Source organism: Sulfuricurvum kujiense DSM 16994, assembly GCF_000183725.1.
GTDB lineage: Bacteria > Campylobacterota > Campylobacteria > Campylobacterales > Sulfurimonadaceae > Sulfuricurvum > Sulfuricurvum kujiense.
Genome location: NC_014762.1, coordinates 293,696 through 318,798, shown reverse-complemented (window position 1 = coordinate 318,798; position 25,103 = coordinate 293,696). Strand labels below are relative to the sequence as shown.

General features: G+C 45.8%; 20 protein-coding genes. 5 read left to right on the top strand and 15 right to left on the bottom strand.

Annotated features, from left to right (window positions below; genetic code table 11):
• Together SULKU_RS01655 and SULKU_RS01650 are read left to right on the top strand one after the other, a co-directional pair.
• Entirely contained in the window at positions 1-3,267 is a 3,267-nt protein-coding gene (locus tag SULKU_RS01655; protein WP_013459188.1) for an ATP-binding protein, read from the top strand.
• A 19-nt stretch (positions 3,268-3,286) separates the two neighbouring features.
• Positions 3,287-3,664, top strand: coding sequence for a response regulator (locus SULKU_RS01650; RefSeq protein WP_013459187.1), 378 nt, complete (start codon positions 3,287-3,289; stop codon positions 3,662-3,664).
• Between the two features lie 42 nt (positions 3,665-3,706).
• On the opposite strand, the gene SULKU_RS01645 is transcribed toward SULKU_RS01650, so the two are convergent.
• The 4 genes from SULKU_RS01645 to SULKU_RS01630 are packed head-to-tail and all read right to left on the bottom strand — an operon-like array spanning position 3,707 to position 8,380.
• The gene (locus SULKU_RS01645) at positions 3,707-4,162 is read right to left on the bottom strand and encodes a hypothetical protein (protein ID WP_013459186.1); all 456 of its coding nucleotides are present in this window, start codon (positions 4,160-4,162) and stop codon (positions 3,707-3,709) included.
• Positions 4,149-5,087, bottom strand: coding sequence for a type II secretion system protein (locus SULKU_RS01640; protein WP_013459185.1), 939 nt, complete (start codon positions 5,085-5,087; stop codon positions 4,149-4,151). The genes SULKU_RS01645 and SULKU_RS01640 overlap by 14 nt, the downstream gene beginning before the upstream one ends.
• The gene (locus SULKU_RS01635; protein WP_013459184.1) at positions 5,088-5,768 is read right to left on the bottom strand and encodes a hypothetical protein; all 681 of its coding nucleotides are present in this window, start codon (positions 5,766-5,768) and stop codon (positions 5,088-5,090) included.
• Positions 5,769-5,776: 8 nt separating this feature from the next.
• Complete coding sequence (locus tag SULKU_RS01630) at positions 5,777-8,380, bottom strand: hypothetical protein (RefSeq protein WP_172633593.1); 2,604 nt, start codon at positions 8,378-8,380, stop codon at positions 5,777-5,779.
• Positions 8,381-9,799: 1,419 nt separating this feature from the next.
• Between SULKU_RS01630 and hpf the strand changes: the two genes are divergently transcribed.
• A complete protein-coding gene (gene hpf, locus SULKU_RS01625; RefSeq protein WP_013459182.1) occupies positions 9,800-10,336 on the top strand; it encodes a ribosome hibernation-promoting factor, HPF/YfiA family in 537 nt (178 codons plus the stop codon).
• A gap of 118 nt (positions 10,337-10,454) precedes the next feature.
• Here the strand turns inward: hpf and recG are convergent, their stop codons facing one another.
• The 10 genes from recG to msrP are packed head-to-tail and all read right to left on the bottom strand — an operon-like array spanning position 10,455 to position 20,328.
• The gene (gene recG / locus SULKU_RS01620) at positions 10,455-12,242 is read right to left on the bottom strand and encodes an ATP-dependent DNA helicase RecG (RefSeq protein WP_013459181.1); all 1,788 of its coding nucleotides are present in this window, start codon (positions 12,240-12,242) and stop codon (positions 10,455-10,457) included.
• Positions 12,223-13,569 carry a M16 family metallopeptidase gene (locus SULKU_RS01615; protein WP_013459180.1) on the bottom strand — a complete coding sequence of 449 codons (1,347 nt, stop codon included), beginning with the start codon at positions 13,567-13,569 and terminating at the stop codon, positions 12,223-12,225. Before SULKU_RS01615 ends, recG begins: the two co-directional genes overlap by 20 nt.
• A gap of 38 nt (positions 13,570-13,607) precedes the next feature.
• Entirely contained in the window at positions 13,608-14,654 is a 1,047-nt protein-coding gene (locus SULKU_RS01610; RefSeq protein WP_013459179.1) for a dehypoxanthine futalosine cyclase, read from the bottom strand.
• Positions 14,655-14,660: 6 nt separating this feature from the next.
• Complete coding sequence (gene nusB, locus SULKU_RS01605; protein WP_013459178.1) at positions 14,661-15,059, bottom strand: transcription antitermination factor NusB; 399 nt, start codon at positions 15,057-15,059, stop codon at positions 14,661-14,663.
• The gene (gene ribH, locus SULKU_RS01600; protein WP_013459177.1) at positions 15,059-15,529 is read right to left on the bottom strand and encodes a 6,7-dimethyl-8-ribityllumazine synthase; all 471 of its coding nucleotides are present in this window, start codon (positions 15,527-15,529) and stop codon (positions 15,059-15,061) included. The genes nusB and ribH overlap by 1 nt, the downstream gene beginning before the upstream one ends.
• A 4-nt stretch (positions 15,530-15,533) precedes the next feature.
• Positions 15,534-16,334 carry a 3-deoxy-8-phosphooctulonate synthase gene (gene kdsA / locus SULKU_RS01595; protein WP_013459176.1) on the bottom strand — a complete coding sequence of 267 codons (801 nt, stop codon included), beginning with the start codon at positions 16,332-16,334 and terminating at the stop codon, positions 15,534-15,536.
• Between the two features lie 45 nt (positions 16,335-16,379).
• Positions 16,380-17,609 carry an NAD(P)/FAD-dependent oxidoreductase gene (locus SULKU_RS01590; RefSeq protein ID WP_013459175.1) on the bottom strand — a complete coding sequence of 410 codons (1,230 nt, stop codon included), beginning with the start codon at positions 17,607-17,609 and terminating at the stop codon, positions 16,380-16,382.
• 35 nt (positions 17,610-17,644) lie between these two features.
• Positions 17,645-18,790, bottom strand: coding sequence for a BaiN/RdsA family NAD(P)/FAD-dependent oxidoreductase (locus SULKU_RS01585; RefSeq protein WP_013459174.1), 1,146 nt, complete (start codon positions 18,788-18,790; stop codon positions 17,645-17,647).
• Positions 18,787-19,389: a protein-methionine-sulfoxide reductase heme-binding subunit MsrQ gene (locus SULKU_RS01580; protein WP_013459173.1), complete on the bottom strand. Its 603-nt coding sequence runs from the start codon at positions 19,387-19,389 to the stop codon at positions 18,787-18,789. Before SULKU_RS01580 ends, SULKU_RS01585 begins: the two co-directional genes overlap by 4 nt.
• Positions 19,390-19,401: 12 nt before the next feature.
• Positions 19,402-20,328: a protein-methionine-sulfoxide reductase catalytic subunit MsrP gene (gene msrP, locus SULKU_RS01575; protein ID WP_013459172.1), complete on the bottom strand. Its 927-nt coding sequence runs from the start codon at positions 20,326-20,328 to the stop codon at positions 19,402-19,404.
• Between the two features lie 51 nt (positions 20,329-20,379).
• Between msrP and rimO the strand changes: the two genes are divergently transcribed.
• A complete protein-coding gene (gene rimO, locus SULKU_RS01570) occupies positions 20,380-21,696 on the top strand; it encodes a 30S ribosomal protein S12 methylthiotransferase RimO (RefSeq protein WP_013459171.1) in 1,317 nt (438 codons plus the stop codon).
• Complete coding sequence (gene tilS / locus SULKU_RS01565; protein ID WP_013459170.1) at positions 21,689-22,705, top strand: tRNA lysidine(34) synthetase TilS; 1,017 nt, start codon at positions 21,689-21,691, stop codon at positions 22,703-22,705. The genes rimO and tilS overlap by 8 nt, the downstream gene beginning before the upstream one ends.
• On the opposite strand, the gene lon is transcribed toward tilS, so the two are convergent.
• Positions 22,659-25,082 carry an endopeptidase La gene (lon, locus tag SULKU_RS01560; RefSeq protein WP_013459169.1) on the bottom strand — a complete coding sequence of 808 codons (2,424 nt, stop codon included), beginning with the start codon at positions 25,080-25,082 and terminating at the stop codon, positions 22,659-22,661. The two genes, tilS and lon, sit on opposite strands and share 47 nt — an antisense overlap.
• Positions 25,083-25,103: the final 21 nt, after the last annotated feature.

Genomic DNA, 25,103 nt, shown 5'->3' with positions numbered 1-25,103 from the left:
ATGCAACTAGGACTAAGAAATCGACTTCGCCTCATCAGTCTCTTACCGATCCTGATACTTTTTACCCTTGCGAGTTACTACGTTTATAATGCGTATATCAGCTACAAAGGGGCAGAAGAACTACAAATACGGTTAGAGGGGAATAAACAACTTAATGACTTGATTAACAACCTTTCCCGAGAACGCGGAATGACCGTTATGTATATGGGCAACGCTTCACCCGCAACTCTCAAATCCCTTCATGCCCAACGGGCCATTGTTGACCAAAAAATCGGGATTTATCAAGAGCATCTTGCACGTCTTGAACATACGAACGGGCCTGAAGCGGCAAAAGCTGCCGCTTTATCAAAACTCATAGTTGATCTGGAACGCGGTATCACTCAATCAAGGCCTTTAGTCGATGGCGGTACCGCTAATTTCGATAAAATTTTTACCGATTTGTACAGCAAATCCGAAGAGCAGCTTATCAATGAGCTAACCGACCTTGCGACCATCCACTTTGATGAAGAGGTCAACTCCCTCTCATCCAGCTATCTCTCATTGGTACGTGCAAACGAATACAGCAGTATCGAGCGTGACTACATCACCTATGTCCTCTCACGTGCGACTCCGCTGGCCGAAGAAGAACTGAACAAATGGGTTTCACTGATTGCCAAAGCCGATACCTTCAATCTTGAGGGAATGAATAACAAACCGATCCAATCAAAACTTCAAGCATCTCTCTACAGTGAAGACAACACCGACCTTTTTCTTGACATAACGACCGAACGTACCGCGATTCTGCAAGCCAGTACAACCGGAAAATACGAAACGCAATCGGGTATTTGGTTTGCAATGATTTCTGAAAAAATCGATGCGATTAATGATGCCGAAAAAATTCTGATCGATGCGATGGATGAGCGCGCTTCCATTGTCAAAAGCCAAGCGGTTCAAGTCCTTGCCATCGCCATCTCTATTTGGATACTCGGAGTTATCATCGCCATTTTGGGTTACTTCTTTTCGGCTGAGATCACAACCAATATTAAAAACCTCGAATCGGTTTTAAAACGGGTTGCCGAAGACACCCATGACAATGAAGCCGAAGCCTTAAGACACACCATCAATCTTGACACGGCGGCAGGAACGGCGCAGGCATATGCGCTACTGGAACGGATTATCGAACAGACGTTGAACGATAAACAATACGCGATGGAAGCGTCTGAAGCCAAATCAATGTTTTTGGCCAATATGTCCCATGAAATCCGTACTCCGCTGAACGGAATCGTCGGATTTACCGAACTTCTTAAAGATACCGAACTGCATGATGAGCAGCGCGAATTCATCGATATCATTGAAAAAAGTTCCGAGAATCTTCTCGAAATCATCAATAATATCCTTGACCTCTCAAAAATCGAAAGCAATAAGCTCGAAATCGAAGAGATTGTCTTTAATCCGATTGACGAATTTGAAAGTGCCGTTGAAGTGTACGGTGTACGTGCTTCCGAAAAACATATCGATCTTGCCTGTTACGTCGATCCGAGTTTGGAACGGCCGCTCAAAGGGGATCCGACCAAAATCAAAGAGGTTATCATCAACCTCCTTAGCAATGCGGTCAAATTTACCAACAGCGGCGGAGCTATCAGTGTCGATATCCGACGTATAGAGTGCGAGATTCTTAACCGGACACGTATCCGTTTCCAAGTCAAAGACAACGGTATAGGTGTGACCAGTGAGCAGCGTTCGCGCATTTTCGAAGCTTTCTCCCAAGCCGATACCTCTATTACCCGCAAATACGGCGGTACGGGGCTGGGTCTGACAATTTCAAGCCGTTTTGTCGAATTGATGGGAAGTAAACTCGATCTTGAAAGCGAGCCAGGCAACGGCACCAGCTTCTTTTTTACCCTAGAGTTTGAAGAGATTGAAACACTCAACGAATCGCTTAAAGGATCTTTTTCCAATATTAATGCAGTCATTTTGGAAAATCATTCGAAGAAAAAACTCCAAAATACCTATCTTAAAGAGTACCTTGACTACTTTGGAGTCAGCTACACAACGTTTCATGAGCAGAGTGAACTCAAAATGCTCGAACGTCAAGTTAATTATGATCTGCTGTTTGTAGATAATGACTATACCAACGATGAGGAGATGGCTGCTTACGCATCGTCCCAAGAGCAGCTGGTACTCATTACCAAATCGTTTTATATGAAAAAAATCGATTCGATGGGGATCGATATTTTCAAAGTGCTGTACGAACCGTTGAACAGCTCCAAAATTCGGACTACCCTCGATGCCTATGATGCGGAAGCATTCAGTAACCGCAAAATCAAAGTTTCACGCCGCAAAAAATTCGATGAGAAAAATTCCCGCTTTGCGGCAACCGCACTTGTGGCTGAAGATAATATCATCAACCAAAAACTGATCCGTCGAACACTCGAAGATCTCGGACTGGAAATTACAATTGCCAACAACGGTCTTGAAGCGTTTGAAAAACGTAAAAACGGCAGTTTTGACATCATATTTATGGATATTCAGATGCCGGTTCTTGACGGTATCGAAGCGACTCAGGAGATTTTAGATTTCGAAGAGGATTACGGACAAAACCATATTCCGATCATCGCTCTGACCGCCAATGCTCTCAAAGGGGATCGTGAACGGTTTATGAGTGCAGGGATGGACGAATACACAACCAAACCTCTGGTACGTTCGGAAATCATCTCGTTGCTCAACAACTTCCTCTCTCATAAAATTGTTGAAATCAATCCCGTTCCAAAATCAATCCATGAGATTGCAGCTCCGTCTGAAGAATCGCTGCCTCTGTCGAGCGAACCTGACATTCAGCCCGAGGTACACGAAGAACCCGTTCATGATTCCGAATTTCCGATTTTATCAGAAGAAGTAGAATCATCGGAACCTGCGGAGGAAGAAGGTCTCGTAGAATACGATGCCGATATTCTGATTGCTAAACAAAATGCCCTTGAATCAAAACTCTTTTGCCATATCCTTAACGATCTGGGGTATACCTATAAAAGTGTAGCCTCTGCAGATCAGCTCAAAGACGAGCTTCACAATCGTCACTATAAACTCGTTATGTTTGATAAAACGCTAAGCGGCTTACATCTCAAGGATCTGTATGATATAATCCATACTAAGAAAAGTGATACTTCTATCGTTATGCTGATTGATCCAAATGTTTCAGAAGAAGCTGATGACGCAATGTATGTTCACGAAATTATCAAAAACATTATCAACAAAGATCTTTTGCGTCTTGTTTTTGAAAAATTTATCTAAACAAATGGGGAAATTTTAAATGGATGAGAAGAAACTAAAAGTTCTTGCCGTTGATGATGATCTTATTAACCTCAAGCTGCTAAAAACGATGTTGATGAAAACCCCGAATGTTTCTGCTGTCGTAGAAGCAAAAAACGGTGCCGATGCGATCGGTATCCTAAAAACGCAGAATGACATCGATATTATCCTTCTCGATATTATCATGCCGGTGATGGGTGGAATTGAAATGCTTAAAGTGATACGCGCCGACGAATCGCTCCGACAGCTCCCCGTCATCGTCCTCACCACCGATGAAACCAAAAAAGGGGAAGCCTTGGAGTGCGGTGCAAACGGATTTTTGATGAAACCGGTCCGCGAAAAAGATGTCCTCACCAAAATTGCCCAACTCGCATTTTAAGCTTCACACGCGCGGTATCATCCGCACATAAAAATTTCTTTTTTACAGCTTCTGCCACGTCCTTTTATGAACCCGTATCGGTTCGGTGCTGAGATTATGATCCGTTACTGTCACGTCCAATAATATCATCGTATCTTTCCCCGTATTATCAGCTAATCTAGTGCAGGCATCATTAAATCCAACTACAACGGGATTACGAAATGAATAAGCTAACGATACATTCACATCGTAAGCGGATATTCCAGAAGCATCTTGCACCGTAATATTAAGATTGTTGAGACAATTCCCTCCCGTATGGTCAAATCCCTGTGCCCGCATCACGGCAAACTCGGTCGCACTGTCGGCTAACAGTTCCGCCTGCACCTTGAGATAGTTATCTCCGACCGATTTACTTCCAGTTGCAGAACTTCGAAGCAGCAATACCCCTCCAAGTGCTACCAGTACAACAATAACTATCGCCAGAATCATCGCAAATCCGGATCGTTTAGTAGCGTACATGCACTCTCCTTTCACGACAAATCTGTGATTCACGCGCATCCGTATCGTTTAATGAACTGTCCAAACCGCGTATACAAACCTTTAGCCTCCATACCAAACCTCTGTCTGAAACATTGGAATCGTTTTGAAAATCGGTTGCGTTGTAATCGGCATAAAAATGGGCGACATTTTGACCCAATATATTTTGATTTTGTGCCGCAGTATAACGTTCGCCCAACCACGGACGGAAGTTACTGTACATCGTAAAGTTGCCGTTATTTACCCGAAATGCGTACCCCGTCCGAAGCAGATATTTGCGATGTCCGTCCGTCGCATTGTTATCATCATTGAGTTGTATCACGGTTGATGAAATCGGATTGGCAACATTATCCATCCTGTGATAGCCACCTGTTCCACCCAACAAATTCCAGTTAAAGCGTGTACAAGTGTCGAGATCGACACTACCGGCATCATAAATAGCGGAATGACTTAAATCCGAACCGTTATTAAGACTAAGTGCCTGAATAATCGTATCGGCAGCGGTATAATTGGCATCCAAAGCCGTTAGCGTATTATTGGCACCCAATACGGTCTCTTCGCTCCATCCGGGACGCCCTCCTATTCCGCGTATACTGTCTTCATCAACTCCGATAAAGGCGACAGTATAATCGTTATTGTCGCCACTGACGGGAGGACCATAACAAGCCGCTGCGGCACCACCCCGATCAAGATTGACAATAGAGCTGCTGATACCATTTTCAAAGTATTTTGAAATCTGCTCCAATATCTGATCGGCCTCTGCAGCCCTTTGGGTGTACTGCTGCGTACGGTATATCCCATCATAATATTGGCGAACCGCTTCGAGTGCGAATCCACCCACGATGCCCAAAATCACAATGACAAAAAGTAATTCAATCATCGTAAATGCGGATCGTTTAGACTTCATCTAATTGCCTTTGTTCGATTTGAAAAACGAGAGGGTTATATTTACATCCGGGTTGTTAAACCGTGTAACAACACGTTTCAAATGGCTTATCGTATTTCCTGTATTCCCGGATGGGCTAGAGGGATTCATATTAGTAGATGATCCCAGTATCCACGTAGCCGTTTGGGTATTGCTTCCCGTTAACGGCGTTACAATAGAATCGACGTATGCTACGCTGTACGTTGCCGTAACATTGTATACTGTTCCGTTCGCCGCAGTGATTGAAATCGTCTCGCTTCCATTATTAAGCTGTTCAATCCCCCGGGAAATATTACCGTCTGCTTGTCCAGGATTATTTCCTGCTACCGCCGGAATGACAGATGGAGTTGCCGCCATGTTACACTTCATTGATGACGTGTTTTCATCCGACCCGATCCGATATCCACCGGTTCGAGAGCAGTTCAAGTCTTTCATACCGCTAATATTGAGAGGAGCCGATCCAGAAGCCAGATAGTTTCTGTCCCACCGTCCCTGAAACTTGTCCAATACCCATCCGCCCAAACGTTCCATCACGTCTTCGTCGATCATAACCCCTTTTGAAGCATTGTTGGCCACTGACATCATCGAGGGGATCGTTACGATACTGATCGCTATGATGACGATAGCAAACACCAGCTCGATCATCGTCATTCCAAAACGCATAGAGCCCCTCATCGGATCGCCGGAGCGTAATCTCGGGTACTTTTCCACACTCCTGCTCCATCGCTCGTAGACTTATTGGTTTTTGAACCGACATTTTGATCTTTTGAACTTCCGGTGGCCCCGACTGAGGGAACCACTGCGATGTTAAAACACGGATGGGTCGAGCAATCCGTGCCGGGATCGGCGTATGCAGATGCACTCGGTCCATACCATAGCCACGGTTTGGTCTTTATATGCGCTTTTGAACTGTACGGCGGTGTTTCCGCATTGAATTGATAAGACTCCATACCCGTACCGTTGGATATGCTTGAAACAGGCAGCGCCGTATGTGTAGCCGCAAGCACCGATGTTATATTGGCATCTCCGAACGTTACATCGTTATGCAAATGATTGATATACCACATACTCTCGTTTTTGCTGGGAGTCAATATGATTCCGTTAATTTTCGGTGCATTGAAAACTTCATACCATCCATTGGCGGAAAAGGGGACATTTCCAAATACTCGAATATCACGGGGAATAAATCGGCCGTAGACAAAAGTGGCATTCCCGATCAGTGTTCGGTTCTTATCGCCATAGACATTGTCCGCATCAACAATACTGACATTTACATCATTCCCGACACCGTTGGAACTGTTCACATCAAACGGAGAGACAACCACTCTCGGATCTCTGGAAAAATTAAACTTTGCCGCCAAAGGGTCATTAAAGACGATCGATGTACTTCCGCTTACAAAATTAGCATCCGCATTCGTTGCCCCAACCGTTTTCGGAACTAATCCCCGCGCTGTTGCAACAACCGAGGCAACATGCGGGGTAATGGTAATGGTTCTCTCATACAAATTATTGGCATAATTTTGCGTTAGCGCACCCTGCTTGTTTTGTGCCCGTATCGTCATAGGAATTCGAGCAGACATGTTCAAATCACTGGAGAGATAGGTAAAGGAGGGAGTGGCACCGTCATTATTGACAATCCTCCCTACCGAGATATTAAAATCATACGGGATAAACGTCACATTCCTATCTCCTTGAATGGTATATTCATTCTCTGTTATTCCCGTATCAGTTAGATCGACTGCCGCCCAATTACTATCTTTCAATTCCAATGTAAACTTTCCGACATCGCTATAGCGTATAGGAACTGCACCTGCACCATTACTAAAAGTTCCAGCCCCCGAAATCGTAATAGTCCCTTGGGTATTGACCGGATTTAACACGACGTTTGCATCCCTCTGCCACCATGTAGCAGGAGCACCGGCTAGATTAGCAACACTTTGATCATACTCTTGCGCGCTATTGCCATTATTGTCATATGCAATAACATTCAGACTATAATCCTCACCCGCTTTCATCTTAGCCACCGGGGCCGTAAAAGAAAAATGGTCAGGACGGATTGCGAAATTATCGGTCGAACAGCTCACTTTTCCGGCCATTCCGGCGATACATTGATAGCACCCATACGCGTTGTCAAAAGGGGCAGATGGGAGATTTCCGGCAGTATAGCTGTTCGACTGGCACGGAGGATTCGCCAAAGCGGGATTCATCCCGTGTGCCGCACCGCCCGCACACACATCTTGTGTCAATTGACCAAAAACATCTCCGATTTTATGATCTGCGTTCAAACACTGAGGAACCCCCAACAACACGGCTTGCGTGTTACTGTTGCTGCAACTGAAACTCGCGGCCTGAAAACTTGTCCCCCAGTCGACATAGTTCAATGCGATCCGTTTATCTCTCCCCGCCACCGCGCTGAGCAGCGCATTGGAGAGATCGATTGCGGGCGAAGGTTTCGTCGTGTCCCCATTGGCAAAATCGACATACGTATTGCGCGGCAACGATTCGATCTGCGTTAATTTTTCGCTATCCGAGAGCAAGCAGAGACTCGAATCTACCGGGAATAGATAGACCCTGTTTCCCGTCGGTACGGTATAAGGAGCGATCGCCCCCGCCGTATCGAGAGAGACAATGTTGAGCTGAAACGTTTTGTTGACGATCTTCGTCTTAATGGATCGATCGTTATCCGCTTCGGCAATCGACGTCTCTCGAGCGTCAAAACCGCTGGCCGGTATATTCTGTGCATACAAATACTGCCCCGCATCGGCAAGATTGGAAGAGGTTTGATCGACTGCCGCTCCGGTGAGCGCATTGTAGTACGTTGCATACATCTTGTTTTCAACTTTTACACTTTGCCCGTGTGTATCAGGATTGGATGCAATCTTCGTTTGAAACTGCATAAAGGCTGTCTCTCCCACCGCCATCGATGGAATAGAACATGCGATTTTAAACGGGCTTAAACCTACGGTACATAAACTTTTACAATCCGTATGCGAAGGGCCGTAATTACATACGACCGAATCTAAAATAGTTGTCGTATTATGATCCAATAAATCACCTAACGTCACCAATGGATTGGTGATATTGCCATCAATTTTTGTCAAATTGTTATCATCAAAATTATCATAAATAACAATGTTACTTGCCCCTTCATTTCCTGTATTTTTAATATTAGCCGTATAAGTAATCGTCTGATTTGATGTCACAGTCCCACTACTGTCTGTTGATTTTGCGATAGAGATAAACGGTTGATAGATGTCGGTGGCAAAAGCTATCAAATCAATTGTATAAAGATCCCCAACTGTACTTACTTGTATCCTTGTATTGTTCTGTGAATGATTCATGTAACTGCTGACATCAAAACGATCGATATCAATACCCAAATTATCTGTGAAATTTGGCGTCCTCGTAACATTATCAACTCCCAAATTTGTAATAGTAGAGTTAAAAACATTATTAAGCGGATTCGTCCCGTTTACAATATCTGTCAGAACACTAGAAGTATTCCATATTTTTAAATGTTCCCCAGTACTGTTTGAACCTAATTTATCCCCGTCAGCAACAAAAATAGCGAGAGAAGCGTTAATCGTTCCCCCCGATGGTGTCAAAAAGCCATTTACATTTATGTCTTGTACATCACCTGAATTTAAAACCCGATAACCGTGGAATACTGATACATTTTTAAGCTGTAATGTCCCTGTTATATCTTCATATATAACCAGCATTGCCCATCCACCAAGGCCACCCCATGTGGCAATTGTTCCTTCTGACGTACGGATATTTCCTACTGTATAACTACCGCTGCCTACTGCTTTAACATAATTTGTAACATTATAAAAACCACTATATAAATATCGTCTATCCTTTCCCCCGCTAATATCTGTAGGATAATCATAAAATACTTGTGCTGTCAAATTATAACTTGTACCATCCGGACGTCTAAAATAAACTGTATTGGCTTTACTCTTAGCATCATCATAAACAGCTGTATTATTAACACCTGTCCCGATTTTACTATTATCTGCACCACCTTCTAAATTTTTATTTACAATATGTCCTTGCCAATAAAGACCAGCCCACTTAACTGTACACCCAGCAGGTAAATCTAGAGATGAGCTAGACGAATTGAATGTCGTCACTCCATCTGATAGAACATCGATAAATTTCATGTTATAAGCGTTATTGCGATCAGTTGGTATAGATGTACTCACGTCCACGCCGTAAGCATTAGCTGCGACAGTATCTTTCCAAACAATAGTGTTACCCAATGTTGTCATATCACCATTCACATTCGTGCTATAATATGGTGTATTAAATGCTACTTCTGCACTATGTCCAAATGTAGTGCACACCATTACCATTCCAAATGTTGTCATCCACCGCAAAAAAAGTTTATTTATTTTCATTTCATCCTCCTCGGATTTTACGGCACTCAAAAACAGGGCTCGGTAGCACTGCTTATAGACCCGATACGCCCAATCGATTACTATCGACCATCATCCCTCTTTTCTTAAATATTATCGAGAGAGGACGCTATTTTTCGATTGTAGTGCTATGTTGATTAAAGCGCCATTAAAATGTGTTAATAATTATTTTAATATTCTCTTATTTTGTTTTTTTTCTAAAGCTCTTGACGTTTCGTTTTTGTGTGTTATAATCAAAATTCCTCTATTTTTATACCAAGGTGGTACCTAATCATGAATATCTCTCTCGTCGGACGCCACATCGAGCTCAGCGATGCCATCAAAGATCATCTGATGCACTCTATCGATACACTAACCAAATACCATCTCGACCTTATAAGCGTCAATGCCGTCGCCAGTGCAAATGAACGTAAAAAAGGGGTAACGATCGAATTTACGATCAATGTTGCCGGAAAAAATACTATTGTCATCACCCAACGCGACGACGATCTCTACGCCGCGATCGACATCGCGATCGACCGTGCCCAAAAAGCGCTTCGCCGTTTGCACGACCGACTCTCGGATCATAAAAACGAAGGGTTGAATGAAGCCAAATTAGCGGCATCCAATTCCATCGATCTCCATGCCGCAACCGAAGCGATGGAAGATGAAATCGTCCCTGCCGAACCGATCCTTTTTAAACCGCAAGAGGTAGCCGAAATATTAGAGAAGCTCAAAGAGAGCGGCAAAGTATTTGAAGTCTTTTATGATATCGACGGGAAAATGCGTGTTCTTTATAAACGTTCAGACGGGCGGTTCGGGCTTTATTAATGAGTTATCTTTCTTTTCTTTTTCATAAGAAAAGAAAATCGTCTCCGCAACAAATCGCTATCGGTACGCCTTCGCACTTCTGCGGGCGACCTCACTCTTTGTGTGTTGCGAAGACCTATTAATTTTTATCTAGCCAACTTTTCACTTCTCGAACTATTTTCTCATCTTCAGCAATATCCGCCCACCGGAACGCTTTACCGCTTTGGATGCTTCCATCCAGCAAATCGCCGCTTGAGCGGAATTTCAAATCGAGTGCCGCAATCTCAAAACCGCTGTTACATCTGCTAAATGATTCTAGTCTCTCATTCTTTCCGCTTTTATTGGTATAGAGATAACAATACCCCTGCAATCCGGTACGGCTCACCCGTCCGCGCAGCTGATGAAGCGTCGATAGCCCTAAACGCTCCGCCCCGACGATTACGACCGTAGAAAGGCGCGGAAGCGAGATCCCCACTTCGACGACCGTTGTAGCCAAAAGAATAGCCCCCTTCTCGCGAAATGCCATCAAAACCGCCTCTTTTTCCTTGTCTTTGCCGTGGGTAACGTAGACATTCTCGAAATTCTTTTCCCAATATCCCCGTGCTTCGTCAATACTTTGATAATCGATCATTTCGCTCTGTTCTACCAGCGGATAGACGATGAGAACTTGGTGATTTTGCTTTATCTCGGATCGGATATGATCCAACAAAGCGGAAAAATCGCTTTTATGAATGATGCGGGTCATGATATTTTTTGTAAACGGTGTCTGGACGATCAAACTCACGTCGATATGCGCCGAGTCGATCATCGCCTGCGTACGGGGAATCGGGGTGGCGGAAAATTGCAGATAGTGCGGCGAGGTGTCGTTATCGGTGAGGCGGGTAAGGGCATGGCGCTGAGCGGTGCCGAAACGGTGCTGTTCATCCACCATTACGAGACCCGCTTCAGGGAGCGGGCGATGAAGTAGTGCGTGAGTACCGATGATAAAATCAAACTCCTCCAACGGAGCTTTTTTCGTGGCATTGGTGACGAGAGCAATCCGCAGATTCGGCAGGTATTTTTGCGCCTCCTCATACAGCTGTGCGGCAAGAATCGTCGTCGGTGCCATCAAAATAGAGCGATAGGGGTGCATCAAAATGACCGAAGCCAGAATAACCATTGTTTTCCCCGATCCGACATCCCCGACGATCATCCGGCGTGCCGCATTTTCGCCCCGTAAATCAGATCCTATATCCGCTATCGCATTTTGCTGATCCGTTGTGAGTGCAAACGGGAGTGTTTTTATCCACTTTTTCACATCGCCGAGAGCGCGATACGACGTTTTGTGATAACGGCGTTTGAGACGGAGACGGCGCATATATTCAAACAGTTCGGCAAATTTAAGGGCATACGTCTGCACTTCACTCAAAGCTTTTGGGATGTCGGGAAAATGGATACCGTAAAGCTCACTGGCTATTTTCTCCGGAAGCCCGTCAGCGATGAGATTTTCAACGCTAACGTATTTCAGAATCAAACGACGCATCACATCGGCGCGAAGAGGCGTTTTATAGATCGGGACGAGGGAACCTACGGCGCTGATCTTCACCGGATGGACGATCGTCCATTTTCCCAGTTCCCACTGAGCTTTGCCGATGTAAAAAGCACGTTCGTGCTTAGGGAATTGATGGAGCATATAGGGCTTGGGGTGAAAAATTACCCCTTCGATCACACACTCCAGATTATGGGCAAAAAAAGTGATTTTAAGGGTTTTGGGGGTGCGGACAACATGCTCTACCCTCGCATCGATGACGCATGAAGCGTTATGAAAGAGTTCATGACTGAGACGGCGATCTTCAAAAGAAGCGGGGGCGATCAGAGAGAGTGCCGTAACACTTCCTACCCCTAAGCGGTGAAACTTTTCAGCGTCCTCACTTGGTAACAATAGCATAACTAAGATCGCGGATTTCGCCGTGACGCTTGATAAAATCGTTCACTTCATCAAGGGTAAGTGTGCGGATAAGCTCGAGTTCCTGAAGCGAATACCCGAGCGGTTTCCCCTGATAATATTCACTGAATGTCCGACCCAAACGCTGAGAAAGAGTCTCTACACGAAGCGGTTCGGAACCGAGCAAGAACTTGCGGGCTTGATCCAGCTCGCTTTGTGTCACTCCGTCACGGACAAATGTATCGATCACCTCGACTACCGTTTTTTTCGCTTCATCCTGCGATTCTAATTTCGTTTGAAGATATCCGCTGAAATAGGTATTGGTTTTCGCCACAGAGAGGCGTGAATAGGCAGAATAGGCAAGTCCGCGCTTAACCCGTATCTCTTCCATCAAACGGCTTCCGAATCCGCTGCTTCCTAAGATAAACATCGCGACACGCGCCTTATAAAACTCCGGATCACCCTCTTTCATCGCAAACGGCGCTCCGAAATAGAGATAAGCCTGCTCGGTTTGAGGGCGTTTGAGTAATGATTCTTTCGGCTCTTTACGCGGCTCATAATGACGTTCTTTACCGATTTTTCCCTTCTCCAATATACCAAGAAGAGATTGTGCTTTGTGCTTGGCATCGTTTAGTGAGATATCACCCCCCATGACGATGAGGGCATTGGAGAGAACCAAATGTTCTTTTTTAAATGCTTCGACATCACTTAGCTTAATCGCTTTAATACTCTCTTTGGTTCCGATATTTGGAACGGCCATCGGCGTCCCCTCGAAGAGTACCGCTTTTAGCTCATCGGATGCAACCGTATCAAAATCGGCCTCTTTGCGAGCGATGTCGCTGAGTGCCATCGTTTTGACTTTTTCGAGCGATTTTGCGGTGAAGTTCGGCTCGCGCAACTGCTCGCTTAAAAGAGAGAGCCCCGTATCAAACTCCTCTTTAAGGGATCCGAGTTCAATCACAAACGTCTCATTCCCTGCATTGCTGCTCAGTTGAATCGCACGGGCATCCAAAGCATCGGCAAAACCGACCGAACCCCGCTTTAGAGAACCCTCATTCAACATTTTGGCACTAAGACGTGCCAAACCGAAATGTTTCCCCTCATCGATACTGCCGCTGTGGGTGAATACAATCTGCATCGAGACGATCGGAAGCCGTTTGTCCTCTTCGTAGATAAAAGGGACTTTTGTCCCGTGAACGTCAATAAAATCCAATGTGCTTGCCATAAGTGCCTGCCCTGTTAATAACAAAATAAGAAAAAGTTTTTTAAAAGCGCGGCTTGCAGTGCGCGGGCTTTCCGCCGAGGAAAACTCAGCGTTAGCGTAGCCCATAGGGGCTTTGCTCCTTTGGCGTTTCAAGTTGATGTATTTCACTCAAATTTTTCCAAAATCTCATACGCCGTGTTACGAATTGCGGGAGTCTCTCCGATATCACGGATAAGTCGAATCATCTCCTCTTTCGCCATCCGAAACCCTGCCCCCGCACTGCGGACGACATTCTCTTCCATCATCGTCGAACCCAGATCGTTTGCACCGAACAAAAGTGCCATTTGCCCGATATAAGGCCCCTGCGTCACCCAAGAACTTTGGATGTTCGGGAAGTTATCCAAATAAAGGCGTGCAACCGCTAACAGTCTGAGATAGCGGTTGCTGGATTGTTTCTCAATTTCCGGATGTTCCTCCATCAATTGGGTATTTTGTCCCTGAAACGACCACATGATAAAAGCGCGGAATCCTCCGGTCTCATCCTGAAGATTACGAATCAAATTCCAATGCTCGATAATCTCTTCATCGGTCTCGACCGTTCCATACATCATCGTCGCCGTCGATTTAATACCCAGCTTATGCGCCTGGCGGTGGACATCCACCCAATCTAGCGAATCCATTTTTTTCGGAGCGATAATATCGCGTACTCGGTCGCTGAGAATCTCGGCTCCCGCACCCGGAATGGAGGCTAATCCTTTGGCATGAAGGCGTGAAAGACACTCCTGAATGGTGATATGGGAAACTTTGGCGATAAAATCAAGCTCGATCGAAGAAAATCCGTGGATAGTGATTTGAGGGTATTTGGTATGGATATGCTCTACCAGATCCTCATACCATTCGATTTTTAGCTTCGGGTGAACGCCCCCTTGAAACAAAATCTGGGTTCCGCCGATTTCGAGAAGTTCTTCGATCTTTTGATCGATCTCTTCAAACGTAAGAACATAAGCGTCTTCATCTTTTCCGTGGCGATAAAAGGCGCAAAATTTGCAGTCGACCCAGCAGACATTCGTATAGTTGATGTTACGATCGACGACGAACGTCGTAATACCGTCCGGGTGAAGCTCTTTTTTGCGAGCCGTCGCCATACGGCCGAGTTCTTTTAAATCCCCGTGACGGATAAGTTCTAAGGCTTGTTCTTTACTAAGGCGCATGATAGGTTATTTGTCTTTCGAAATAGCGTCTAAAACGCCGTTAATAAACTTAGGTGATTGTTCGCTTCCGAACGCTTTAGCCACTTCGATCGCTTCATTGATAATTACCGCCGAATCGAGTTCACCGAACATAATTTCATAACCGCCCAAGCGAAGAGTCGCCCTCTCAATCGAACCCAAACGATCAAAATCCCAGTCTTTGAGGTGTTTTACAATCGCTTCATCGATCTCTGAAAGGTGTTCCGTTACCCCTTTGAATAAATCGAGGGCAAAATCACGTTGTTTGTTACGGATCTTTTTTTCTTCGAGAATCTCATCACTGAAGTCGGCAATCGTTTGATTCCCCAAATCGTATGCGTACAAAAGACTGACAACCGCCATGCGGGCTTGATGACGCGTCGCCATTATGCGCCGATCTCAGCGTACAGATCAAGCATCTCGATAACAACGGTCATCGCCTCGAAACCTTTGTTCCCCGCCTTGGTTCCGGCACGCTCAATCGCCTGCTCGATCGTATCGGTCGTCAACAATCCGAAAGAGACCGGTTTTTTGTGTTTCAAACTCACCGTTGCAATCCCTTTTGTCGCTTCAGCCGACACATAATCAAAGTGAGGAGTCGAACCGCGGATAACCGCACCCAACGCACACACGGCGTCAAATTTACCGCTGCTTAAAAGCTGCTCGATCACCATCGGAAGCTCAAACGCGCCCGGTGCCAACACATGAGTCAAATCATCAGCGTTTCCGCCGTGGCGCGAATAGGCGTCTTTTGCCCCTTCGACAAGGCGGTCAACGATAAAATGGTTCCAGCGCGTACTGACGATAGCGACTTTTTTATCCGTGCGAACACGAAGTTGTCCTTCGATTAGTTTCATAAAATTAATTTCCTTTGACTGAATTGATTTGTAACAGCGTTTCACTTAACGCTTCGAGTTGTTCTAATTTTAGCATATTCGGCCCGTCACTCAAAGCGCAGATAGGATCGAAATGGGTTTCGAAGAAAAATCCGTCTACTCCGACGGCAGCCGCCGCCCGTGCCAAGTGAGGGACCATAGAGCTGTCCCCCCCCGTTTTGCCCGTCCCCGTCCCCGGCATCTGCACCGAATGGGTCGCATCGAAAATAACGGGGGCGAATTGACGCATGATGACGAGTGAGCGCATATCGACGACCAGATTTCCATATCCGAAGCTCGAGCCTCTCTCACACAGCAATACTCCGTATTTTTGAGACGCTTCAAAACTCAATTCGTCGCATCCGCGCGTTTTGAGTACTTTCATCACGGAATATTGCATATCGCCGGGCGTCATAAACTGCCCTTTTTTGATATTGACGATTTTATCGGTTTTCCCCGCCGCTACCAGCAAATCGGTTTGGCGGCATAAAAAAGCGGGAATTTGGAGCATATCGACCACTTCGGCAGCGATAGGAACCTGATAACTCTCATGGACATCGGTCACAATCTTGTAACCGAAATCATCTTTAACCTTTTGAAGAATCCGAAGCCCCTCTTCGATTCCCGGTCCGCGATAGCTGTCCAATGACGTACGGTTGGCTTTATCAAAACTCGATTTGAAATAAAAATCAAAACGCGGGTCATTTTGGTAGCGTTCGAGCGATTTGGCGATTTTAAAAATCGACTCTTCACTCTCGATGACACACGGTCCGGCTAAAAGTATCATAGGGCTTCCCTCGATGTTAATTGGTGTAATTGTACTGAGAAAAAATTAAAATCCCGTGTGGCATTGTGCTTTAGTTTTAGAGAGTCCATCCATCCCTTTGGTACATTGACGATGGAGAAGATAACGGTACCCTCTCATAATTACCGTTTTGATAAGGTACCCCGCAAATCCACTGAAACGAATCCGTCCAAAAAGAGAAATTGCGGCATATTTTCCCCCCAAAGCGACCATCATCCCCTCAATTTTCATCGATACACGGTCCATTTCCCGCCCCTCGATCAGTGCTAGGATATTTTTTCCCGCTTCGGTTCCGCTTTGTTCGGCGATCTGTGCCGTAGGGGGAAGAATCTTTCCGTCCGTACTTCGTATTTCGGCAATATCGCCGGCGGCAAATACCCCCTCGTACAACGGAACGCGAAGATACTCATCGATAATGAGCTGCGACTTTTTGTTTTTTTCGCTCTCTATCGTCGTCGTCAATGTCGATGCGATAATCCCTCCCGTAAAAATCATAAAATCGAAACAAATGCTCTCCTCGTTGTTTAAAATCAACGTATGCTCTTCCACCGAAGTAATACGGGAATGTCTAATGATTTTTACCCCGAGCCGGGTCAAACGCTCTGTCGCTTTTTGGATGAGATAAGGTTCCATCCCCTCCAAAACATTTTCATGAGGGATAATCAAAAAGATATGAATATTATCGCAGGTAAGGGTATTGTCCAGATGAAAAACACGAATATAATTTGCCATCTCCGCCGCAATCTCGACGCCGCTCAGTCCCCCTCCCCCGATCACCACATTAAAGGGTTCGCTGCACCATCCCCCCTCGCTTTCCATTCGATCATACAGACGCTGCTCAAACTGATGCTTAAAGGCAAGGGCACTCGGCAATGTTTTTACACCGTGGGAATGTTCACGCAGCCCCGGTACCGAAGTGTGAAAAGCGGTACGGCTTCCACTGCAGAGGAGGAGATAATCATACGGGTGGCAAGAACTTTGTCCGCCGGCACATTTGTGTTCAAAATCGATTTCGCGTATCGTATCTTTGATAAACGTTACGTGCTCGCCGTAGCTCAGACACAACGCGACCAAGTCGATCGTAACACGGGTCATACTGCATTCATTGGCGATAAGTTCATATGCTTCGGTTTGAAGATAATGATAGGGGTGCTGATCGATCAGAACAATATCACACTGACCGGAAGGGGCCAATGTTTGGAGTGCTTTTACCCCCGCATATCCCCCGCCTACGATAACGACGCGCTGACGTTTCATATTCACCCCTTTGGGGTATTAAGTATTTGATACGATTATAGCATAACGGAAATGGAGCAGACTACCGCCGAACTGAACGCCCATTGAAAATTATAGCCTCCTAACTCTCCCGTCACGTCGACTGTTTCACCGATAAAATAGAGCCCTTTGATTTTGGTACTCTCCATTGTTAAAGGATCGATCTCCTCGCACGCTACCCCGCCTCGGCACGCTTCAGCTTTTGAAAATCCGAATGTCCCCGAGGGAGCCATCGCATACTGACGGATACGGATCAGTTTTTCCCAATCTTGTGAATCCAAACGGTTGCACGCTTTATCTTCCAATCCCACAGCTTCCAAAAAGGCTTTCATAAACCGTTTCGGAAGAGGGATTGCCGTAGAGACACTTTTTTTCTCATATTTCAGGGTGTTTAGTTCGAAATCGGGGAGAAAATCGATCACGATTTCCCCTCTATGCCAATACAGCGATGCCGAAAGGACAACCAGTCCGCTGATCCCTTTGTGCGCAAAGAGCAAATCTTCATCGAGTGTTTTTCCCGCTACATGGATGCGGGCTGGGAAACTGATCCCGCTGAGCTCTTTCATCCAAAACTCTTTCGGCTGCAGTGTCAGTCCCACTAATGCCGGAGAAAAAGGTATTGTTTTAATATCGTAATGCTGTGCGATTTTCAACCCGATATCGCTCGCTCCGAGCTCTTTATAGCTCGCTCCCCCCGTTGCAACAACCACACGGCAGGCTTGAAATTTTCCTTTATCGGTCGTAACGACAAAAGGATTTTTCCCCTCTACGGAAAGAATTTTATGCCCCAATAATAAATCGGTCCCGGCAGCTTTGCCCAGTAAAATGGAGATCACCTCATCGGAACTTTTCGGGCAAAAATAGTACCGCTCTTTTCGGATTACGGGACGTAATCCGCCTGCTTTGAAATAGTCCAAAAGTTTTTTTTGCGAAAAAGTCGACAAAGCACTCAAGACCAATCTCTCATCGCCGAGAAAATGGGTCTCATCCACTTCGACATTCGTCAGATTGCATTTGCCACCGCCGCTGGCTTTAAGCTTCAGGGCAGGACGGTTATTCCCCTCGATGATGGCGATAGACAGGGAGCTGTTTTGACGGAGTTGCGCTGCACACATCAACCCGCTCGCCCCGGCTCCTAAAATGATAACATCGTAGTGTTTCATCGTTTAATCAGCCGCAATACCAGTAAAAATATCAGAACTCCTGCTGTTGAGAGGTTATCCCAAGTGATCGTTTTGTGGCTCATCAGATAGTGGACTACAATCAATACGACTGCAATATAGACGAGTCTATGCCACCCTTTGAAATTTGAAAAAAGTTTTTTCGTCGACGTAAGCGCCATCAACAAAAGGATGAGAAATGCCCCCATTCCAAAAGCGATAAACGGCTTTGTCGTCACTTCATGAATCAGGCCATCGAAATCAAACTGCTGATCAATTCCGATAAAAAGCAGTGCATGAATCAACGCGTAAAAAAAGGCGAACAGCCCCAAAAGACGACGGTATGAAAAGAGATTGATTTTCAAATAGCTTCGCAGCGGAGTAATCGTTAATGATAGTGCCAGCAGCCATAATGCACTCTCTCCGCTGAGATTGATTAAAAATTTTAACGGATCGTTAGGGAATTTTGTCAAACTCAGATGCACATATCCTTCGATAAAAAGTAAAATGTCATTGAGCCACACCGGATGAAACGCTGCGCTAAAACGAAACAGTGCAAAAACAATCGGAAGCAGTGCTCCGATCCAAATGATAATTCTCATCAACCCTCTTTTTTAATAAAACTTTTTCAAATCCATATTTTTATACAAATATGCCACATCATTTGCATAGCCGTTAAAAGCTAATGTATCCTGCTTAAAAAATTTCCCCAGTACCCGCTCTCTCTTTTGCGACCATCTCGGATGATCGACTAAGGGATTGACGTTGGCATAAAACCCGTACTCACTCGGAGCGATTTGGTTCCAGGTCGAACGGGTTTGATGTTCGCTAAGGGTGATTTTTACAATGCTTTTGATACTTTTAAACCCGTATTTCCACGGGACGACCAAACGGATCGGAGCACCGTTTTGCGGCAAAAGCTCTTTGCCGTAAAGCCCGACCGCCAAGATCGTCAGAGGATGCATCGCTTCATCGATCCGAAGCCCCTCGCGGTATGGAAACGGTATAGTACCAAAACTTTGTTTTTGTCCGGGAAACTGGGCGGGGTCAAAGAGTGTCTCAAATTCAACGTATTTGCTTTTTGATGTCAATCCCGCAGCTTTCAGCAACGATGAGAGGCTGAAACCGACCCATGGCACGACCATTGACCACCCCTCAACACAGCGGAAACGATAAATCCGCTCCTCAAGCGGTATCTTTTTTATCAGCTCATCGATATCGTACGTACGCCCCTTTTGTACCTCTCCGCCGACACTGAGTGTCCACGGACGGGTTTTAAGATTTTTGGACAGCTTGGCGGGGGACTCTTTATCGGTTCCGTACTCATAAAAATTATTGTAGGTGATAACCTGATCATAAGGTGTCAATTCCAGCGTACTTTTGCTTTTGGATTTTTCAAACCCTAATGCCGCCATCAGCGGTGATGCTCCGAGCAATGCGGCTGATGCCCCTAATTTCATTAAGGCTCTTCGCTCATGATAGACCGCTTCGGAGGTAATCTCGGAGGAATGGATCAAATCGTAATTATCTCGTCTAAGCATCTTCAACCTCCAGTTGGCTATAATTGCATTATATTATCCAAGGGTTGGTAAATGTCCAAAAAACTTCACATCGTGTCACTCGGTTGCACCAAAAATCTCGTCGATACCGAGGTAATGCTTGGGCGTCTCAAAGATTTCGAAATGACCGATGCGAGCGGTGAGGCGGATGTCATCATCGTCAATACGTGCGGATTTATCGATGCGGCCAAACAAGAATCGCTCAATACAATTTTCAATCTCGATGCGGGACGTAAAAAAGATTCCGTACTTGTCATGGCGGGATGCCTCTCTGAACGTTACAAAGAGGAGCTTTCCAAAGAACTCAGCGAAGTGGACATCTTTACGGGTGTCGGCGATTATGACAAAATCGATGAATTACTCGCCGCGAAACAGAGCCGTTTTACCCCAGAGGTTTATTTGATAGATGGAGCAGAGCGGGTTGTGACAGGATCGACGTACCACGCCTATATCAAACTAAGCGAGGGGTGTAATCAGCAATGCAGCTTCTGCGCTATCCCCTCGTTCAAAGGAAAACTCAATTCCCGTAATTTGGAGAGCATCGCCCATGAAGTCGAAACCCTTGTCGCCAAAGGGTACTATGATTTCAGCTTCGTTTCTCAAGACTCCAGTTCGTATCTGCGCGATCAAAACATTCAAGACGGACTTATCCATCTGATTAAGAGAATCGAGCTGATCGACGGTGTCAAAAGCGCCCGTATTTTGTATCTGTACCCTTCGACAACATCATTGAAACTGATCAAAGCAATCGGGGATTCGAAAGTGTTCCATAACTACTTCGATATGCCGATCCAGCACATCAACGACGAGATGCTGAAAATCATGAAACGGGGATTCGGAAAAGCCAAAACACTTGAGCTTCTGGGTGCCATGAAAGCATTGCCAAATGCCTTTATCCGTACCAGTTTCATCGTCGGGCATCCGCAGGAAACAGAAGCCATGTTCGAAGAGATGGCGGAGTTTTCGGCAACGTTTGGATTTGACCGTCTTAATGTCTTCAGCTACTCCGATGAGGAGGGGACGAGCGCTTATACGATGGAAGAGAAAATCCCTTCCAAAACCATCAACGCACGTGCCAAAAAACTGGGGAAAATTGCTTCGGATGTTGAGCTGTCCAGTCTGCAAAAGTTGGTCGGAACAGAAATTACACTTGTTATCGATGGAGAGAGTGACGAACACGAATTCCTCCTCAGCGCCCGCGCCCTCAATTGGGCACCCGATGTCGACGGTGAGATCTATGTCAATGACCGCGAAATCGAAGGTGAACTGGCCTTTGGAAAAATGTATCGTGCCCGCATCACCGAACTCGCCGAAAAACGGCCTCTGGCTACCGTAACGGGAAATGTCTAAACTTCTCCACCTTGATCGATTACGCGAGGGGAGAGTCCTCCTCGCATTCTCCGGGGGGGTCGATTCCACCGCCCTTTTTCACCTTTTACTCGAAAATAATATCGCTTTTGATATTGCTCACGTCAACTATCACACACGAGAAACAAGCGATGCCGAAGAAAAAAATGCCGAACGACTCGCAGCACGACATTCTCTTCAATGCTATGCCCATTCCTGCCGGCTAGGGGGGATCAATTTCGAACATCGCGCCCGAGAAGAACGGTACCGTTTTTTCGGCTATCTGATGAAAAAGCATGGCTATACCTATCTTCTCACCGCCCATCAGCTCAATGATCGTTTGGAATGGCTGATGATGCAAATTTGCCGAGGTTCAGGCTTGCCTGAAATGCTCGGCATACGTTCCCATGACTCACGTGACGGGATAGAAATTTTACGCCCTCTTTTGGAATGGGACCGCGACTCCATTGAAGCCTATCTGCATGAACGCAAAATTCCTCATCATATTGATGAGAGCAATGCGGATGAACGCTATACCCGCAATTTTTTTCGTCACCGCTACAGCACTCCGATAATGCGCGACTACCGTGACGCCATCCGACGAAGCTTCCGATATTTGGAAGAGGACAGTGAATCGTTGATCGAATCGATGGATTTCAAAACGGTGAATGAATTTGCGTATGCCGAAAATCCCACAAATATCCGATCACTTCTCTATGGGATTGACCGCTATTTTAAATCCCGCAGTTATCTGCTCAGCAAGCACGATAAAGAGGCGTTAAAGGGGGGGGGAGATCACATCATCGGAAGACGATTTATCGTCTCTATCGAAATGAAGTATACGTTTGTCGCCCCCTATGAGGCCAATGTCGTCATGGATAAAGGGTTTAAAGAAGAGTGCAGGAAACTAAAAATCGCAACCAAACTGCGAGGGTACCTTTTCGGTGTCCCCGAAGCCATGCGTGTTATGCGTCAATTAAAAGGCGCTCAAGAACTTCTTCGATCCGACTGACGCCGACGATTTCCAAAGCCCCTTTAACCTCGTCGGGAATATCGGCTAGATCGCGATCATAATTTTTCTGAGGGATAAGGGCTAGCTTCATCCCGGCACGATGAGCGGCAATCAGCTTCTCTTTGAGCCCGCCGATCGGAAGAACATTTCCGGTCAATGAAACTTCCCCTGTCATCGCGATATCGGCACGTACTTTTTTATTGGTCAAAATTGATGCGATGACGGTGGACATTGCAATCCCCGCACTCGGGCCGTCTTTAGGGGTAGCCCCGTCGGGAACGTGGACATGCAAGTCAAAGCGTTTATAGACCTCGCTTGCATCAACCGGAACATCACTCTCTCGCTCCGCAGGACTAAGAGGGATAATCGAGTGATCGACACTGATTTTCCCCTCATCGATCAAGGTTTTAACGACAGAGAGGGCGATACGGGCAGACTCTTTCATCACATCTCCCAAACTTCCCGTCAGCTGCAATACCCCTTTGCCGTTGATACGGATCGCTTCGATTTTAAGTACATCACCCCCGACAGCCGTCCAGGCTAGACCGTTTACTACACCGATTCGATCGACATGATCGGTACGGTCGATCTCAAATATCGTTTTTTCTAAAAACTCTTTAAGATTTTTCAAACTCACCGTTACTTTTTGGGTCGTCGGCTCTTCGAGAATCTTTTTCGCCGCTTTACGGACGATATCGGCGACACGGCGGCGAAGGTTACGAACCCCCGCTTCACGGGTATGTTTCTCGATCACTTCGGCTAATGCCGTTTTTGAGATAGAGAGTTCAGAGGTTTTTAATCCGTGTTTTTTCAGTTCCTGAGGAATCAGATACTGTTTGGCAATCTGAAATTTCTCCTGCGGCGTATACGAACTCACCGAGATAAACTCCATGCGATCGCGTAGCGGCCCGGGAATCTGACCTACATCGTTTGCTGTCGCGATAAAAATCGCTTTGGAAAGATCGAGGTTAAAGTTCAGATAATAGTCTCTGAAATGGGTATTTTGTTCCGGATCGAGAATCTCCAGCAATACTGCCGTCGGATCGCCGCGATGCGATTTTGCCACTTTATCGATCTCATCGAGGACGATGACGGGGTTCATCTTTTTAGCTTCGATTACCCCTTGAACAATGCGCCCCGGCATCGCACCGATATAGGTACGGCGGTGCCCGCGTAATTCGTTCACATCTTCCAATCCGCCCAAAGCAATCCGCACAAGGGGACGTTTAAGTGCCGTTGCAATAGAGTTGGCAAGTGAGGTCTTACCGACACCCGGAGGGCCTGCAAAACAAAGAATCGCACCGCGCCCCTCTTTATCGGCAATACCGCGAAGCTCAAGGAGTTCTTTGACCGAGAAAAATTCCAAGATCCGCTCTTTCGGTTTTTTCAATGAAAAGTGGTCTTTGTTGAGCTGATTTTCGACATCGTGAATATTAAGTGCTTTTTTCGCCTCTTCGCCGTACGGAATCTCAAGTACCCATTCGAGGTACGTCTGAATCATCCCCGCATCGGCACTGTCCGGATGCATCCGCGCAAAACGCTCCAGCTGTTTGTTGATCTCTTTGTACGCATCAGCGTGCATTTTATCTTTTTTGGCTTCGAGTTTTTTTCTAAATTCTTCGATCTCTTCGTCGCGGTGAGTATCGGTCCCCAACTCTTTTTGAATCTGCTTGAGCTGCTCTTTGAGAAAATACTCTTTGTTCACTTTTTCGATACGCGAATGGACTTTTGAACGGATCTCTTTTTGGAGTTTGTTCGCTTCGGTCTCTTCGATCAGCTCATCGATCAGCATCAAAAAACGCTTTTCAGGATCGCGTTCGATAAAGAGCTGATAGGCATTCTCTTTTTTAATCTTGATCGAACTGCAGATCAAATCGACGATACGGTTGTACTCATGATTCTCTTCGATCGTTCGGAGCAGATCAGGGGGAAAATAGTTACTCACCTGAGACAGGGCACGCACTTTTTCGCGCAGTACTTCTAAAATGGCGTCCATTTTAAGTTCATTCACACTTGTGGATTGAATCAAATCAACATGAGCACGCAGAGGGTTTTCATGTATCATCTCTGTAATATGTCCTCGAGCCAATCCCTGAAACAGAACTTTGATTCGACCGTCGGGTAATACGACTTTACGCATAATTGAGCCGATGACCCCCGCATCATAGATCGAATCACCTTCGCGTTCCCCTTCATGTTCAGGCTTCACAGGGCAAACGATCACGAGTGAATTATTCTCGATCGCTTCGGCAGCCGCCGCAATATTCTTTTCATCGTTCAAGAAAAGAGGAGAAATCATAAACGGGTATAGAAAAAGTTCATCCTCCGCAATAACAGGTAAATTAGTAGGAAAAGAGCTGTAATTACTAAGTTGCATTAAAAAACCTTATTCATAAAA